Annotated in this window: 15 protein-coding genes; 2 read left to right on the top strand and 13 right to left on the bottom strand. The window is 70.1% G+C overall.

Annotation, left to right across the window (positions count from 1 at the left end; genetic code table 11):
- Window positions 1-682: 682 nt before the first annotated feature.
- Entirely contained in the window at window positions 683-1243 is a 561-nt protein-coding gene (locus tag AB0I83_RS08665) for a PIN domain-containing protein (RefSeq protein ID WP_363304087.1), read from the bottom strand.
- 3 nt (window positions 1244-1246) lie between these two features.
- Window positions 1247-1708 carry a helix-turn-helix domain-containing protein gene (locus AB0I83_RS08660; protein WP_363304086.1) on the bottom strand — a complete coding sequence of 154 codons (462 nt, stop codon included), beginning with the start codon at window positions 1706-1708 and terminating at the stop codon, window positions 1247-1249.
- Window positions 1709-2249: 541 nt separating this feature from the next.
- Here AB0I83_RS08660 and AB0I83_RS08655 point away from each other — a divergent pair.
- The gene (locus tag AB0I83_RS08655; protein ID WP_363304085.1) at window positions 2250-2657 is read left to right on the top strand and encodes a helix-turn-helix domain-containing protein; all 408 of its coding nucleotides are present in this window, start codon (window positions 2250-2252) and stop codon (window positions 2655-2657) included.
- A gap of 39 nt (window positions 2658-2696) precedes the next feature.
- Here AB0I83_RS08655 and mutM read toward each other — a convergent pair whose 3' ends face one another.
- From mutM to AB0I83_RS08610, 9 genes are all read right to left on the bottom strand, one after another.
- Window positions 2697-3551 (bottom strand): bifunctional DNA-formamidopyrimidine glycosylase/DNA-(apurinic or apyrimidinic site) lyase, encoded by an 855-nt coding sequence (gene mutM, locus AB0I83_RS08650; protein WP_363304084.1) that lies wholly within the window; start codon window positions 3549-3551, stop codon window positions 2697-2699.
- A gap of 76 nt (window positions 3552-3627) precedes the next feature.
- Window positions 3628-4452: a ribonuclease III gene (gene rnc / locus AB0I83_RS08645; protein WP_356531168.1), complete on the bottom strand. Its 825-nt coding sequence runs from the start codon at window positions 4450-4452 to the stop codon at window positions 3628-3630.
- A 19-nt stretch (window positions 4453-4471) separates the two neighbouring features.
- Window positions 4472-4645, bottom strand: coding sequence for a 50S ribosomal protein L32 (gene rpmF, locus AB0I83_RS08640; RefSeq protein ID WP_003965982.1), 174 nt, complete (start codon window positions 4643-4645; stop codon window positions 4472-4474).
- A gap of 2 nt (window positions 4646-4647) precedes the next feature.
- Entirely contained in the window at window positions 4648-5322 is a 675-nt protein-coding gene (locus AB0I83_RS08635) for a DUF177 domain-containing protein (protein WP_363304083.1), read from the bottom strand.
- A 136-nt stretch (window positions 5323-5458) separates the two neighbouring features.
- Window positions 5459-6577, bottom strand: a complete 1119-nt coding sequence (locus tag AB0I83_RS08630) for a cell division initiation protein (RefSeq protein WP_363304082.1) — start codon at window positions 6575-6577, stop codon at window positions 5459-5461.
- A gap of 97 nt (window positions 6578-6674) precedes the next feature.
- A complete protein-coding gene (coaD, locus tag AB0I83_RS08625) occupies window positions 6675-7154 on the bottom strand; it encodes a pantetheine-phosphate adenylyltransferase (RefSeq protein WP_356531232.1) in 480 nt (159 codons plus the stop codon).
- Window positions 7155-7180: 26 nt separating this feature from the next.
- Entirely contained in the window at window positions 7181-7765 is a 585-nt protein-coding gene (gene rsmD, locus AB0I83_RS08620) for a 16S rRNA (guanine(966)-N(2))-methyltransferase RsmD (protein ID WP_356839740.1), read from the bottom strand.
- Window positions 7766-7874: 109 nt separating this feature from the next.
- On the bottom strand, window positions 7875-10115 hold the full coding sequence (gene recG, locus AB0I83_RS08615; RefSeq protein ID WP_363304081.1) for an ATP-dependent DNA helicase RecG: 2241 nt from the start codon (window positions 10113-10115) through the stop codon (window positions 7875-7877).
- A gap of 52 nt (window positions 10116-10167) precedes the next feature.
- Entirely contained in the window at window positions 10168-11790 is a 1623-nt protein-coding gene (locus AB0I83_RS08610) for a DAK2 domain-containing protein (protein WP_363304080.1), read from the bottom strand.
- 255 nt (window positions 11791-12045) lie between these two features.
- Here AB0I83_RS08610 and rpmB point away from each other — a divergent pair, with 255 nt between their 5' ends.
- Window positions 12046-12231, top strand: coding sequence for a 50S ribosomal protein L28 (rpmB, locus tag AB0I83_RS08605; RefSeq protein WP_003965989.1), 186 nt, complete (start codon window positions 12046-12048; stop codon window positions 12229-12231).
- A gap of 103 nt (window positions 12232-12334) precedes the next feature.
- On the opposite strand, the gene thiD is transcribed toward rpmB, so the two are convergent.
- Window positions 12335-13144, bottom strand: a complete 810-nt coding sequence (gene thiD, locus AB0I83_RS08600) for a bifunctional hydroxymethylpyrimidine kinase/phosphomethylpyrimidine kinase (protein ID WP_363304078.1) — start codon at window positions 13142-13144, stop codon at window positions 12335-12337.
- Between the two features lie 10 nt (window positions 13145-13154).
- Window positions 13155-14126, bottom strand: a complete 972-nt coding sequence (locus AB0I83_RS08595; RefSeq protein ID WP_356531159.1) for a thiamine-phosphate kinase — start codon at window positions 14124-14126, stop codon at window positions 13155-13157.
- Between the last annotated feature and the right edge of the window lie 7 nt (window positions 14127-14133).

The raw sequence follows: 14133 nt of genomic DNA, 5'->3' as shown, positions 1-14133 counted from the left end.
CGCCGGCGTCAGAGACGCCTGGCCCGATTGACCCCCGTCGAGTACGAGACCATCATGATCCCAGCCGCAGCCCTGGCTGCATAAACCCCGCTGTCGCCCAACCCTGCAGCAGTCCCGTCAGAGCCCATGGTTGCCAGTAGAGATCCGGGGCCCGGTGGGAGGTGGTCTCTTCTGCCGGCGCCAGTGTCCGCGTCGAGCGGCACCATCGCAGAGCGTCGCTGAGTTTCCGGTTTCCCGGTTTCCTCCAGGGCTCACTACGCGTGCGCGCGCGAGACGGGAAACTGGGGTCACGCTGCGTCTTCACGGGGCCTCTCGCGGCCTATCGAGCTGCCAGGGACAAACGAGCCCCAACAGGGGCATGAAGCGCCCCGTGGGCCGTATACCCCTCCTTGCGTTCCGTCGCTGGCCCCTGAGCCTTCCAATGGAGGGCGTCGCGCGTCCCTTAGAAGGCTCCTCCGGCTGCCAATCCCGCAGGCGCCCGGCGCCTCCGGGAGCTCCAGCCGTTGGCACCCGAAGGTCGCCCGCCCGGAGGGCGGTCTCTTCAGCTTGTCGCTTGTCGCCTGTCGGCAGGGCGCTGTAGCGGCTCACAGGGACGAACCCCTTGTCTGACCTGCGTGGTGACAAGCGACAAGCAGTCGTGCCCCAACCGCCAAGGGCGACTGGGGCACGACTGCTGAGACATTTACTGCATGGCTCGCAGCGCTGCGGCTGAAGCAACCAGACCTTCCCTCTCCAGCGAGGCAATCACATCGGAAACCACCGCGTCAGAAGGGGTCGTCCAGGCGTCTGCTATTTGAGTCAGCACTCCGTACACCAGCTGAGGCGACAGGCCAACCTGCGCTTCTATGAACGCGTCTGGATGAACAGCCTGTACATCCCAAACCAACAACTTGTCAGCCGGGAAGTCCTTCAGGTTGAACGTAACTATGACCTGCGCTTTCGCACGGATAGCGGCTGCAAGGACGTGCCGGTCGTCTCGGTCCGGTAAGTCGAGTATCTCGATCAGTGGCTCGTATCCCTTGACCAGCACATCTCGGATAGAGCCTGCCATGAGCTCCCGCGTCCGATCCAGTTTAAGCGGGTCTAGGTCAGACCGATTCTTCTTCAGGTTCCGGAAGGCTTCGTCGAGGATACGATCCGTCCACTTCGCCCGCACCAAGCCAGCCTGCGCAACCCGGATGAGCACGTCACGCAAGGTACTCGGATACAGAACGTTGGCGTCGTAGACGGCGGTGAAAGCCATGATCTAGGTCATTCCCATCCCCTGGCCGAGCCTGGTGAGCTCATCGGCTGCCAGGCGGCGGCGACGGTCGTCCTGACGCTTGTACTCCAGCAGAGACGACGCAGTGATTCTGCGGTGTGTGCCAACTGTCCGGTACTCAATCTCTCCGGCTTCCAAGAGCCCGATGAGAAAGGGGCGGGACACGTTGAGCATGTCGGCAGCTTGCTGAGTGGTGAGCTCTGCATCAGAAGGGACGATGGACACAGCCCGGCCGGCACCGAGATGAGCGAGAAGCGACGCGAGAAGCTCTACAGCCTCGCGAGGGAGAACCAATGGCTCAAGGTCTCCTCCATCTTGAACGTTGACGCGGATCTGGGACGCTTCCTGGTGTTCAGCCAGGTACGTCCGAACCCGTGCGAGGGCATGGTTTGCGGCTTCCTTCTTGTCGTCCGGGAGCTTGACCGGACGAAGATCAGTTTTGGTCATTGCGCGCCCCTAGGTGTGGGTGGGCGCCAAGAGTCCACTGCCGTTGGCGCGGCAGCGGACTGGCGACGGTGGCGGGCCCCATAGTTGTTGGCGCAAGTACGGGGCCCACTGCCGTGAGGGCAGTGGCGGTTTCTTGGTCGTGCTAGCGGCTAGCTCACTATTAGCAGTATCCGCAGTATCTGCAACAAACGCAACACCTAAGCTGCCGCGAGCTCGCCGAGGCGCCACGCGTCTCGCAGCACCGACTCTGCAGCCAAGGGACCATTACTCCTTCGCTGGCAACGGGCGACACCGCAACGGAACAGCTACGGCCGTGACACCTCGGGCCGCCCTGGGGCCGTCCGAGAGTCGCCAGCATCAACCAGCGCCCACCAATGCCGACCGCTCCATCGCTGGTCAGGGCCATGGAGCGGTCAGGCTGCGCAGGTCGCCGGGCTGGGGCCTCAGGACTTCGGCTTCTGAGAAACCGGCCCCGCGTCCCCCCTTTCACCCGCGCAGCGCTCACCGGAAGTGAGCGCTGCGCGGGCGTAAGCTGGGACGCATGGCTCAGGCAGAGACGGAATCCGTGCGCGCAGGCGGCGCCGAGTCGCCGTTCGACGTCTTCTCCAGGCAGTGCCCCTCGCGTGGAACGCTGGAGCACGTCACGGGCCGCTGGGGCAGCCTGACCCTCGGAGCTCTGTACGAGAGCGGGTTCCGCTTCAACGAGCTGCGCCGCCGGGTCGACGGTGTCAGCGAGAAGATGCTCTCGCAGACGCTCCACGCCCTGGAGCGCGACGGTCTGGTCCACCGGGACGCCCGGCTCACCAATCCGCCGCGCGTCGACTACGAGCTGACGGCACTCGGCCGGGAGGTCGCGGGCCGGCTGCTGGACCTCATCCAGCTCGTGGAGGGCCGGATGCCCGAGGTCATCGAGGCCCGGCACCGGTACGACGCGGCGAACGGGGCCTGAGCCCCCGCTCCCGCTCGGAGATCCGGGCCGGTCGGGCTCTCAGATCCGCGGCGGACGCTGGCAGCGCGGGCAGAAGTAGCTGGAACGGTTCATCCAGGGGCGCCGGCGAATCGGTGTGCCGCAGCGGCGGCACGGCTCGTCCTCGCGCCCGTACGCGTCCAGCGACCGGTCGAAGTATCCGGACTGGCCGTTCACGTTGACGTACAGGCTGTCGAAGCTGGTTCCTCCCTGGGCGAGCGCCTCCCGCATCACGTCGCGCACATGCCCCAGCAGCCCGCCCGTCATGGGCCGGGTCATGGTCGCGGTCGGCCGCTCGTAGTGGAGGCGGCTGCGCCAGAGAGCCTCGTCGGCGTAGATGTTGCCGACTCCGCTGATCAGGGACTGGTCGAGCAGGGCCCGTTTGACCGTCGTACGGCGCAGACGCAGCGCCACGTGGAAGGCCGCGTCGTCGAAGGCCGGGTCGAGGGGGTCCCGGGCGATGTGCGCGATGACGTCGGGCAGTCCGTCGGGGGTGTTCTCGTGGAGCGAGAGGCCTCCGAAGGTCCGCTGGTCGACGAACCGGAGCTCGGTCCCGAGGGCGTCGTCGAAGCGGATCCTGACCCGCAGGTGCTTCTCGTCCGCCGCGTCCTCGGGCTGCACGAGGAGCTGGCCACTCATGCCGAGGTGGCCCAGCATCGAGGAGGCCTCCTCGTCGAGAGGGATCCAGAGGTACTTGCCGCGGCGCATCGCCGTGCCGAAACGCAGGCCGCGGAGCCGGGCGGCGAAGTCGGCCCCGCCCGCGAGGTGCCGGCGGACCGCACGCGGGTGCAGGACCTCCACGGCCTCCACGGTGCGCCCGGAGATCCAGCGTTCCAGACCCCGCCGTACGACTTCGACCTCGGGCAGTTCGGGCACGGCGGACACTCCTTCGCGGGGAACGGGACAGCGAGAACCCCCCGGTGCGCATGGCACCGAGGGGCTCTCGGATGGTTCAGGCCGGAGCGGCGTCCGAGTGCGGCGACGGTTCGGCAGGGGTGTCGGCGACCCCTCCGTCGGCAGCGGAACCGCCCGCTGCCTCCCGTGCTTCCGCGGCGGCGCTGATCTCGCGCCAGGCGGACTCCGCCGCCTGCTGCTCCGCTTCCTTCTTGCTACGGCCGGTGCCGGTGCCGTACGAGACACCACCGACGCGAGCAGCAGCAGTAAAGGTCTTCTCGTGATCCGGACCGGTCTCCGTGACGAGGTACTCGGGTACTCCGAGGCTCTCGCTCGCGGTGAGCTCCTGGAGACTGGTCTTCCAGTCCAGGCCGGCTCCGAGGCTCGAGGACCTGTCGATCAGCGGGTCGAAGAGCCGGTGCACCAGCTCCGAGGCCGCGCTGAGTCCCTGGTCGAGATAGACGGCGCCGATCACCGCTTCGAGGGTGTCGGCGAGGATGGAAGCCTTGTCCCGGCCACCCGTTCCCTCTTCACCACGGCCGAGCCGGATGAAGGAGCCGAGTTCGAGGCCGCGGCCCACTTCCGCAAGTGCACGCGAGTTGACCACCGCGGCCCGCAACTTGGCCAGCTGGCCTTCGGGCAGGTCGGGGTGGGTGCGGTACAGCGTGTCCGTGACCACCAGGCCGAGCACGGAATCCCCGAGGAATTCCAGCCGCTCGTTGGTGGGCAGACCGCCGTTCTCGTATGCGTACGAACGGTGGGTCAGCGCACGCACCAGAAGGGCGGACTCGAGGTGATACCCGAGCCGCCCTTCCAGAAGCGTGTGGGACGAGGCTGTGTTGATGTTGTCTGCCTGCTTCTTGGCGCTGGACAACTCAGACATCGGGCCTCTCACCAGCCGCTCAGACCTCGAGGACCTGGCGCTTGTTGTAGGTGCCGCAGCTCGGGCACGCAATGTGCTGGAGCTTCGGCTCCTGGCAACGCTCGCACGAAACCAGGGTGGGGACCGCAGCCTTCCACTGCGACCGGCGGTGGCGCGTGTTGCTGCGCGACATCTTCCGCTTCGGAACAGCCACGGCTACTTCTCCTGCTTCTCGTCGACGCCAGGTTCGGCGCCGCCCATGTTGTCCTTCTCGCCGTCCTGAACGGTCTCGGCGAGTCCTTGCAGTGCCGCCCAACGCATGTCGACGGCATCGTGGTGGTGGCCCGGATTCTCGTCCAGCCTGACTCCGCACTCGGAGCACAGACCGGCACAGGTCTCCTTGCACACCGGCTGCATCGGCAGTGCGAGCACTACCGCGTCACGCAGCACAGACTCGAGGTCGAACAAGCCGTCCTCGAGGAAGAACCTGTCCTCGTCGTCCTCGGCGTCGTCGACCGGGTCCGCGGTCCTGCTGCGGTTCCGGTCATCGGCGTCAGGGTACGAGAACATCTCCTGGAAGTCCGCTTCGACCTCGATGGCCAGCGGCTCCAGACACCTTACGCACTCCCCCTCGGCCGTCGCACGGGCGGTGCCTGTGACGAGCACCCCTTCCATGACCGATTCGAGGCGGAGATCCAGCGCCACGGGCGCGTTCTCCGGCACGCCGACGACCCCGTCGATACCGAGGACCGACGGCGGACCAGGAGCTTCCGCCGAGCGGGTCAGCCGCTTCATGGCACCTGGACGCCGACCCAGCTCGCGCGTATCGAACACGAGGGGGTTGCGGTGGTCGAGATGGCCGTTCAGGGCTTTTCCTGCTTTCGAGATCATGTGCGTGGTGCGGTTTCGGGAGGGCGGCCCCTGTCCTGACGGAAAGAGGGCAGCCGGGATCGCGGACATACGCGCGACCGAACAGCCAGGATACTGGACGTACCGCCCAGCTCCCAATCCGGTCCGGTCCTCCCCCTCAGCGGCCCTGCTCGTAGCGGCGCAGCTGGTCCAGGTCGATCATGCCCGTGTCGAAGAGACTGGTCTCGTCGAGCGCGCTCTCGCCCTGCTGCACCGGCGGCTGTGCCTGCTGCGGCCAGCCGTAGCCCTGCTGCTGGTTCGGGTCGTACGCCTGCTGCTGGTACGCGTACGGGTCGGGCTGCTGCTGCTGCTGCTGCTGCGGGTACCCGTAGCCGTCCTGGGGCTGCTGCTGGTCCTGGTAGCCGTACGTCTGCGCGTACTGCTGCTCGGACCCGGCCTGGGCGGGGAAACCGGTCTGCGCGGGGTCCTGGTACCCGGCCACCGGCGCGTAGCCCGGCTGGACGGGTTCCGCGTAGGACGGCTGCTGGGGCGGTTCGGGGGTGGAGAGCGCCGCCAGGCCCGCCCAGTGGTCCTCGTCGCTGGTGCGCTGCCCGCCGCCCGCGGCGTCCTGGGCCGCCATGTGCGCGCCGAGGTCGTCGCTCGCGACCCGGCCGTGGAGCTTCTGCCTGCCCCGGCCGACGGCCTCCAGGGTCTTGGCGAGGACGGCCTCGAAGGCACCCAGCTTGGCGTCCACGTAGCCGTCCGCGCGCTGGCGGAGCGTCTCCGGGTCGGCGCTGCGCTCGGGCGCCTCGGCGAAGTCCGGGTCCTCGTAACCCTGCTCGTCGAGTCCCTCGCCGCGCCCCAGGAGCTTCTCCCGGCCGCGGTCCACGGAACCGATGGTCTTGGTGAGGACGACCTCGAAGTTGGCGAGCTTGCTGTCGACGTACTCGTCGGCCTCGGCGCGGACCTCGTCGGCCTCCCTGCGGGCCTCGGACAGGATCCGGTCGGCCTCCGCCTGGGAGCGCTGGGCGATCTCGGTGCCGGAGACCAGCGATCCGCGTTCCGCGTGGGCGGACTCGATGATCCGGTCGGCCTCGCGCCGGGCCTGCTCCGCCAGCTGCTCGTGTCCGCCGATGAGCTCCTGGGCCTGGGCGAGCGAGCCGGGCAGGGCCTCGCGCACCTCTTCGAGCATCGCGAGCAGCTCGGCCCGGTTGACCACACAGGACGCCGACATGGGCATGGACCGGGCGTTCCCGACCGTTTCGACGATCTCGTCGAGCTTCTTCTGCACGTCCACCGTGTGCTCGCCACTCTCTGCTGCTGTTGGAGACGGACGGGACGACTGTACGGCCAGTCGCCTCCCGCCCGACACCTGGTGACGGACGGTCAGCAATTCACTTCTTGCCGAGACGTTCCACCAGCGCGTGGTGGACCGCCGGCGGCAGCAGGTGGGCGACGTCGCCGCCCCAGGTGGCTACCTCCTTGACCAGGGAGGACGACAGGAAGCTGTACGTCGGATTGGTCGGCACGAAGAGCGTCTCGACCCCGGAGAGGCCGTTGTTCATCTGGGCCATCTGCAACTCGTAGTCGAAGTCGCTGACGGCCCGCAGGCCCTTCACGATGGCCGGGATGTCGCGCTGCTTGCAGAAGTCGACCAGCAGTCCGTGGAAGGACTCGACCTCGACGTTGCCGAAGTCGGCGGTGACCTCACGGATCATCTCGATCCGCTCGTCGACCGTGAACAGGCCCTTCTTGGACTGGTTGATCATCACGGCGACGTGCACGACGTCGTACAGCTTCGAAGCTCGTCCGATGATGTCGAGATGCCCGTTGGTGATGGGGTCGAACGACCCCGGACAGACGGCGCGGCGCAACGTGGTCCCCTCGCTCTCCGGTGCGGTCATCGTGCGTCTTCGCACGTAGAGGCGGCGCGACCGTACCAAAACGTGGCCTCGCCGTAGCGGCGGGCCCGCAGTGGGTCGAAACCGTCGGGCCAGTTGAATTCGCCGCCTCTGGTGCTCCGTTCCACCGTGACGAGGGCGTCGCCCGTGAGCCACCCCTGAGCACGGAGTGTGAGCAGGATCTCCCCAAGATCGTCGTCGGTCACGGCGTACGGCGGGTCCAGGAACACCACGTCGTACGGCTCCGAGGGCGCCTGTCCCGTCACGATCTGTTCGGCTTTGCCTGCCCGGAACTCGGCGCCGGGCAGACCGAGGGTGCGGATGTTGTCGCGGACGGTGCGCGCCGCCCCGGCGTCGGCCTCGACGAGCAGCGCGTGGGCGGCGCCGCGCGAGAGGGCTTCGAGCCCCACCGCTCCGGAGCCGGCGTAGAGATCGGCGACACGGATGCCGTCGAGGGTCCCCAGGAGCGCCTCCCAGGTGGAGAACAGCGCCTCGCGCGCACGGTCGGATGTGGGGCGGGTGCCGGTGCCGGGCGGTACGGACAGGCGGCGTCCGCCGGCCGAGCCGGCGATCACGCGGGTCATGGGCGTCTGTTCCTCGGGTCGCGGGCGGCGCACCGGACGGGACGTGCGCCGTGCTCCCCACGATATGGCGTCCCCGCGGATCCGCCCGGTCGCCCCCGGATCCGCCCGGTCACCCCTTGTCGAGGTACTCCTCCCTGTCCTTGTCCAGCAGGGCGTCCAGCGCGGTGCGCAGCTCCGGCAGGCGGTCGAGCCCGGGGTCGTCCGCCACGACGCGGACGGCCTCCTCGCGGGCCGCCGCGATGACCTCCTCGTCGTCGATGACGCTGAGCACCCGCAGCGAGGAGCGGACTCCGGACTGCGCCTGGCCGAGGACGTCGCCCTCGCGCCGCTGTTCGAGGTCGATGCGGGAGAGCTCGAAGCCGTCGAGGGTCGCCGCCACGGCGGAGAGCCTGGCCCGGGCGGGGCTCGCCTCATGGGCCTCGCTGACCAGCAGGCAGAGGCCGGGGGCGCTGCCTCGGCCGACGCGGCCTCTGAGCTGGTGCAGCTGGGACACCCCGAAGCGGTCGGCGTCCATGATCACCATGGCGGTGGCGTTCGGGACGTTCACCCCGACCTCGATGACGGTGGTGGCGACGAGGACGTCGGCCTGGCCGGCGGAGAACCGGCGCATCACGTCGTCCTTTTCGTCGGGCGGCATCCTGCCGTGGAGCACCTCGACGCGCAGACCGGCGAGCGGTCCCCCGGCCAGCTGCTCGGCGATGTCCAGCACGGCGAGCGGCGGCCGCTTGTCTGCCTCGTCCTCGGGGGCGGCCTTCTTCCCGGCCTTCCCCTTCTCCTTCCCCTTCTCCTTCTCCTTCTTCTCCGCCGTCGCGTCGGCGTCGTCGCCGATCCGGGGGCACACGACGTACGCCTGGTGGCCGTTCTCGACCTCCTCGCGGACGCGTTCCCAGGCGCGGCTGAGGAAGTGGGGCTTGTCCTTGGCCGGGACGACGTGGCTGGCGATGGGCGAGCGGCCCGCGGGGAGCTGGTCGAGTACGGAGGTCTCCAGGTCGCCGAAGACGGTCATCGCGACCGTACGCGGAATGGGTGTGGCGGTCATGACGAGCAGGTGCGGGGGCTGTCTGCCCTTGGAGCGGAGGGCGTCGCGCTGTTCCACGCCGAACCGGTGCTGCTCGTCGACGACGACCAGGCCGAGGTCGTGGAACTTCACCTTGTCCTCGATCAGCGCGTGGGTGCCGATGACGATCCCGGCCTCGCCGGTGACCAGGTCGAGCAGTGCCCGGCGGCGGGCCGGGACTCCCATGGATCCGGTGAGCAGGACGACCTTGGTGCCCAGGTCGGCGCCGCCGAGCAGTCCCCCCTCGGCCAGTTCGCCCATCATCTCGGTGACGGACCTGTGGTGCTGCTGGGCGAGCACCTCGGTGGGGGCGAGCATCGCGGCCTGGCCGCCCGCGTCGACGACCCGGAGCATGGCGCGCAGCGCGACCAGTGTCTTGCCGGAGCCGACCTCACCCTGTAGCAGCCGGTGCATCGGGTGCTCCGTCGCCAGGTCGCCGAAGATCTCCTCGGTGACCTTCCGCTGGCCTTCCGTGAGCGTGAAGGGGAGTGTGCGGTCGAAGGCGTCGAGCAGCCCTTCGGGCACGGGCTTCCTGGCCACCGCGGGGAGTTGGGTGTCGGCGTACCGGCGGCGGGCGAGGGCGACCTGGAGGACGAAGGCCTCGTCCCAGCGCAGCCGGTCCCGCGCGGCGGCGATGTCCGCCTTGGTCTGCGGGCGGTGGATCCTGAGCAGCGCCTCCGGCAGCGGCACGAACCCCCGCCCTTCACGCAGCGCGGGGGGCAGCGGGTCCACCGCCTCCCCCGCGCTGGGCAGGACGGTGTCGACGGCCTTGGCGATGCGCCAGGAGTCGAGCTGCTTGCAGGCGGGGTAGATCGGCAGCAACTGGCCCGCGAAGGCGTCGACGGCCTCGGTAGCCTCGCTCTCGTCCTGTGCGTCGAGGAGTTGGTAGGTGGGATGGGCGAGCTGCATCTTCCGGTTGAACACGGAGGCCTTGCCCGCGAACATCGCGCGCCGCCCGGGAAGGAGTTCCTTGTGGGGCTTGTGGACGCCGTGCCCGAAGAAGACCAGCTGGAGCCTGCCGCTGCCGTCGGTGAGCGTGACCTCGAGCCGCTTGCCCCGGCCGTTGTTGAACATCATGATCCGCGCGTCGGCGACCTGGGCGACGACCGTCACGTGCTCGTCCAGCGGGAGATCGGTGAGCGCCGTGAGCCGGCCCCGCTCCTCGTAGCGCCGCGGGTAGTGGTGGAGCAGATCACCGACCGTGTGCAGGTCGAGGTGTTCGGCCATCACCTTCGCGGTGGCTCCGCCGAGCAGCTTCTTCAGGGGTTCATCGAAAGCGGACACGTGGTCCATTGCACACCACGCCACTGACAGATGTCGTCGGGCACGGTGCAGGCCGGACGCGTCACTCGACGCCGATCAGCAGGGGGGCCGCCTGGTGGCCGCCCCGGTAGACGACCGTGTCCACGGCCATGTAGCCCTCGCGGACGTGCTCGCTCAGGGTGTCGGCCAGGGTGTCGGGGACGTCCTCGCCGAGGATCAGGGTGACGAGTTCGCCACCGGACGACAGCATCCGGTCCAGGACCGTGCGGGCGGTGGCGTGGACGTCCTCGCCGATGACGGCGACGTCCCCGTCGATCAGGCCGAGGACGTCGCCGGCCTGGCAGATCCCGGCCGAGGTCCACGACTGCCTCTCGGCGACGGCCAGTTCGGCGTACCGGGTGGCACCGGCCGCCGCCGTCATCGCGACCACGTCCTCGTCGAAGCCGCGGCCGGGCTCGTGGACGGCGAGGGCGGCGATGCCCTGGACCGCGGCGCGGGTGGGCACCAGGGCGACCCGGATCCCCTCGTTCCTGGCCTGTTCGGCCGCAGCCGCGGCGGTGTGGCGGAGCTGCGCGTCGTTGGGCAGCAGGACCACCTCGCGGGCGTGGGCCCGGCGGATCGCGTCGACCAGTTCGCCGCTGGCGGGCGGCTCGCCGGGGCGGGCCAGCACGGTGGTCGCCCCCGCCTCGGTGCAGAGGCCGGAGAGCCCGTCGCCGGGGACGACCAGGACGACCGCGCGCTGGACGGGCTCGCGGTGGGCGCGGATCCGGTCGGCGGCGAAGTGCGTGATCCGGATCCGGTACGGGCGTCCGGCCTCGACCCCGGCCTCGACGGCCGCCCCGGCGTCGTCGACGTGGACGTGGACGTTCCACAGGCCGTCGCCGCCGACCACGACGAGCGAGTCGCCCAGGGCGTCGAGCCGGCTCCGCAGCCGGGCGACGGCGTCGTCGGGGGCCTCCAGCAGGTAGATGACCTCGAAGGCGGGGCCGCCGTCCGGGTCCGCCTCCGCGCAGTCGCCGGCCGTCGGCAGGCTGTCCGGGGCCGGCCGCACGGTGCGCTCGGGGGCCCGGCCGCCGGCCGCTTCCAGCAGTGCCCCGAGCACGGTGACGAGACCCTGTCCGCCCGCGTCCACCACGCCCGCGCGCCCGAGGACGGCCAGCTGGCCGGGGGTGGCGGCCAGGGCCGTGCGGGCTCCCTCGTACGCCGCGTCGAGCACTTCGGTGAGACCGGCCCCGGCCGCCGTTGCCCCGGCCGCTTCGGCGGCGGCGGTGGCGACGGTCAGCACCGTCCCCTCCACGGGGTGCGCGACGGCCTTGCGCGCCGCGGCGGCGGCCTCCGTCAGCGCGGCCCGCAGGTGATGCGCGTCACCCGACTCGGCCAGCACGCCGGCCATGCCGCGCAGCAGCTGGGCCAGGATGGTGCCGGAGTTGCCCCGGGCGCCGATCAGCGCGCCGTGCGCCATGGCCCGTACGGCGTCGGCGCGGGCGGGGAGCGTGGAACCGGTCTCGTGGGCGGCGAAGACCGCTTCGACGGCCGCTGCCGCCGACTCGACGGTCAGATACAGGTTGGTGCCCGTGTCACCGTCCGCGACCGGGTAGACGTTGATGGCGTCGATGGCCTCCCGCTCGCGGCCCAGGGCCTCCAGGGCCAGTGAGCACCAGGTGCGCACCGCGACGGCGTCGAGATCGTCGTGGGACTGCGGCACCGTTGGTCCTCCTTGGGACGGCCGTGGGGGGGCTGGCTGCACCGCACAGTAGCCCTCGTGCGCAGGCCGGGCGGGCACCGGTACGGGGAGGAGGGCGGGTGAAGCCGTGGTAGTTTCGTATCCCCGACGCAGCCGTTGTATGCTGCTTCGGTTGCCCGATGAAAGTCGGGCCATTCCCCCGGTTCCGCCACTTCGGTAATCGATGCTGACGGACCGGATTCACTGTAAGTGCATCTGAAGTCTTTGGAGTGACCCGTGGCTGCCAACTGCGACGTTTGCGGCAAGGGGCCGAGCTTCGGCAACAGCATTTCGCACTCGCACCGCCGTACGTCCCGTCGCTGGAATCCCAACATCCAGCGCGTGCGTGCCGTGGTCGGTCGGACGCCGAAGCGGCTCAACGTCTGCACCTCGTGCATCAAGGCCGGCAAGGTCGCGCGCTGACGTCCCCGTCGTAGCGCAGCCTTCCGGTTGCCCAAGAAGCCGGTCCACCTCGGTGGACCGGCTTCTTGCTGTGCCCGGCCGGGTCGGGTCCCGGCCGCCCGTTTCAGCGGGTGGGGCGAGCCTGCCACCCGTGGTCGACCGGGCCGATGCCTCCGCCCAGCGCGAAGCCGGCCCGGATCGCGCCGGTGACGTACTCCTTCGCGCCCCGTACGGCGGTCGGCACGTCCTGGCCGCGGGCGAGTCCGCACGCGATGGCGGAGGCGAGGGTGCAGCCCGTGCCGTGGGTGTGCCGGTTGTCGTACCTCGGTGCGCGCAGCCAGTGCTCGTCCCGGCCGTCGGTCAACAGGTCCACGGCGTCGCCGGGCAGGTGCCCGCCCTTGATCACGACCCAGCGCGGTCCGTAGGAGAGGAGTTCGGCGGCGGCCCGTCTCATCCCCGCCTCGTCGGTGACGGTGACGCCGGTGAGCTGGGCGACCTCGTCCAGGTTCGGGGTGGCGACCGTGGCTACGGGCAGCAGTCTCGCGCGCACGGAGTCGAGGGCCTCGGCGGCGAGCAGCGCGTCCCCGTGCTTGGAGACTCCGACGGGGTCGACGACGACGGGTGCGTCCGTGCCCGCGAGGAGTTCGGCGACGGCTTCGACGAGCGCGGCCGATGCCAGCATGCCGGTCTTCACCGCCTGGACTCCTATGTCGTCGACGACGCTGCGGTACTGGGCGCGTACGGCTTCCACCGGGAGCTCCCATGCGCCCTGCACTCCAAGCGAGTTCTGGGCGGTGACCGCGGTCAGCACGCTCATCCCGTGCGTGCCGAGGGCCAGCATCGTCTTCAGGTCGGCCTGGACGCCCGCACCGCCGCCGGAATCGGATCCGGCGACGGTGAGGACACGGGGCGGGGCGGCGGCAGGTGCTGTCATACCCCGGAATCTACTGGGCGTCCTCGATGGACCCGAAATGGTCCCAGCCGCCCTTGCTGGTCCAGGGCGCGCCGTCGACGGTGACCTGGGGCAGGGCCGAGGGGTTGAGGACCTCGCCGATGACCTTCCAGCGCGCGGGGAGCTTCACGTCCGGCGGGAAGGTCGCCACGATCGCGTGGTCCTCTCCCCCGGTGAGCACCCACTGCAACGGGTCGACGCCCACGGCCTGCCCGATGTCCGACATCTGCGAGGGGATGTCTATGCGGCCGGACCGCAGGTCGATGCGGACCTTGCTGGCCTCGGCGATGTGCCCGAGGTCCGCGACGAGTCCGTCGCTGACGTCGGTCATGGCCGTGGCTCCCAGCCCCGCCGCGGCGGGGCCCGCGTGGTACGGCGGTTCGGGGCGGCGGTGGGCCTCGACGAAGGCGCGTGGCGAGCGGAACCCGCGGGAGAGCACCGCGAATCCGGCGGCGGACCAGCCGAGCCAGCCGGTGACGGCCACGACGTCGCCGGGCCTGGCGCCGGCCCGGGTGACGGGTTCGTGGTTGCGGAGGTCGCCGAGGGCGGTGATCGCGACGGTGATGGTGTCGCCGCCGACGACGTCACCGCCGACCACGGCCGCACCGGCGACCTGGCACTCGTCACGCAGCCCGTCCATCAGCTCGGCGGCCCAGGTGACCGGCAGGTCGGCGGGTACGACGAGGCCGAGCAGCAGCGCGGTGGGCACGGCGCCCATGGCCGCGATGTCGGCGAGGTTCTGGGCCGCGGCCTTGCGGCCGACGTCGTACGCGGTCGACCAGTCGCGGCGGAAGTGCCGCCCTTCCAGCAGGATGTCCGTACTGGCCACGACCCTGCGGTCGGGAGCGGCCACGACCGCGGCGTCGTCGCCCGGTCCCAGCCGTACCGCCGGAGTGGTGGTGAGCCGGGAGGTGAGCTCTCTGATGAGCCCGAACTCCCCCAACTCGCCCACGGTTCCCTTCACCGAGTCT

The organism is Streptomyces sp. NPDC049970, assembly GCF_040660235.1.
Classification (GTDB): Bacteria; Actinomycetota; Actinomycetes; order Streptomycetales; family Streptomycetaceae; genus Streptomyces.
This window is presented reverse-complemented; position numbering and strand designations above follow the sequence as displayed.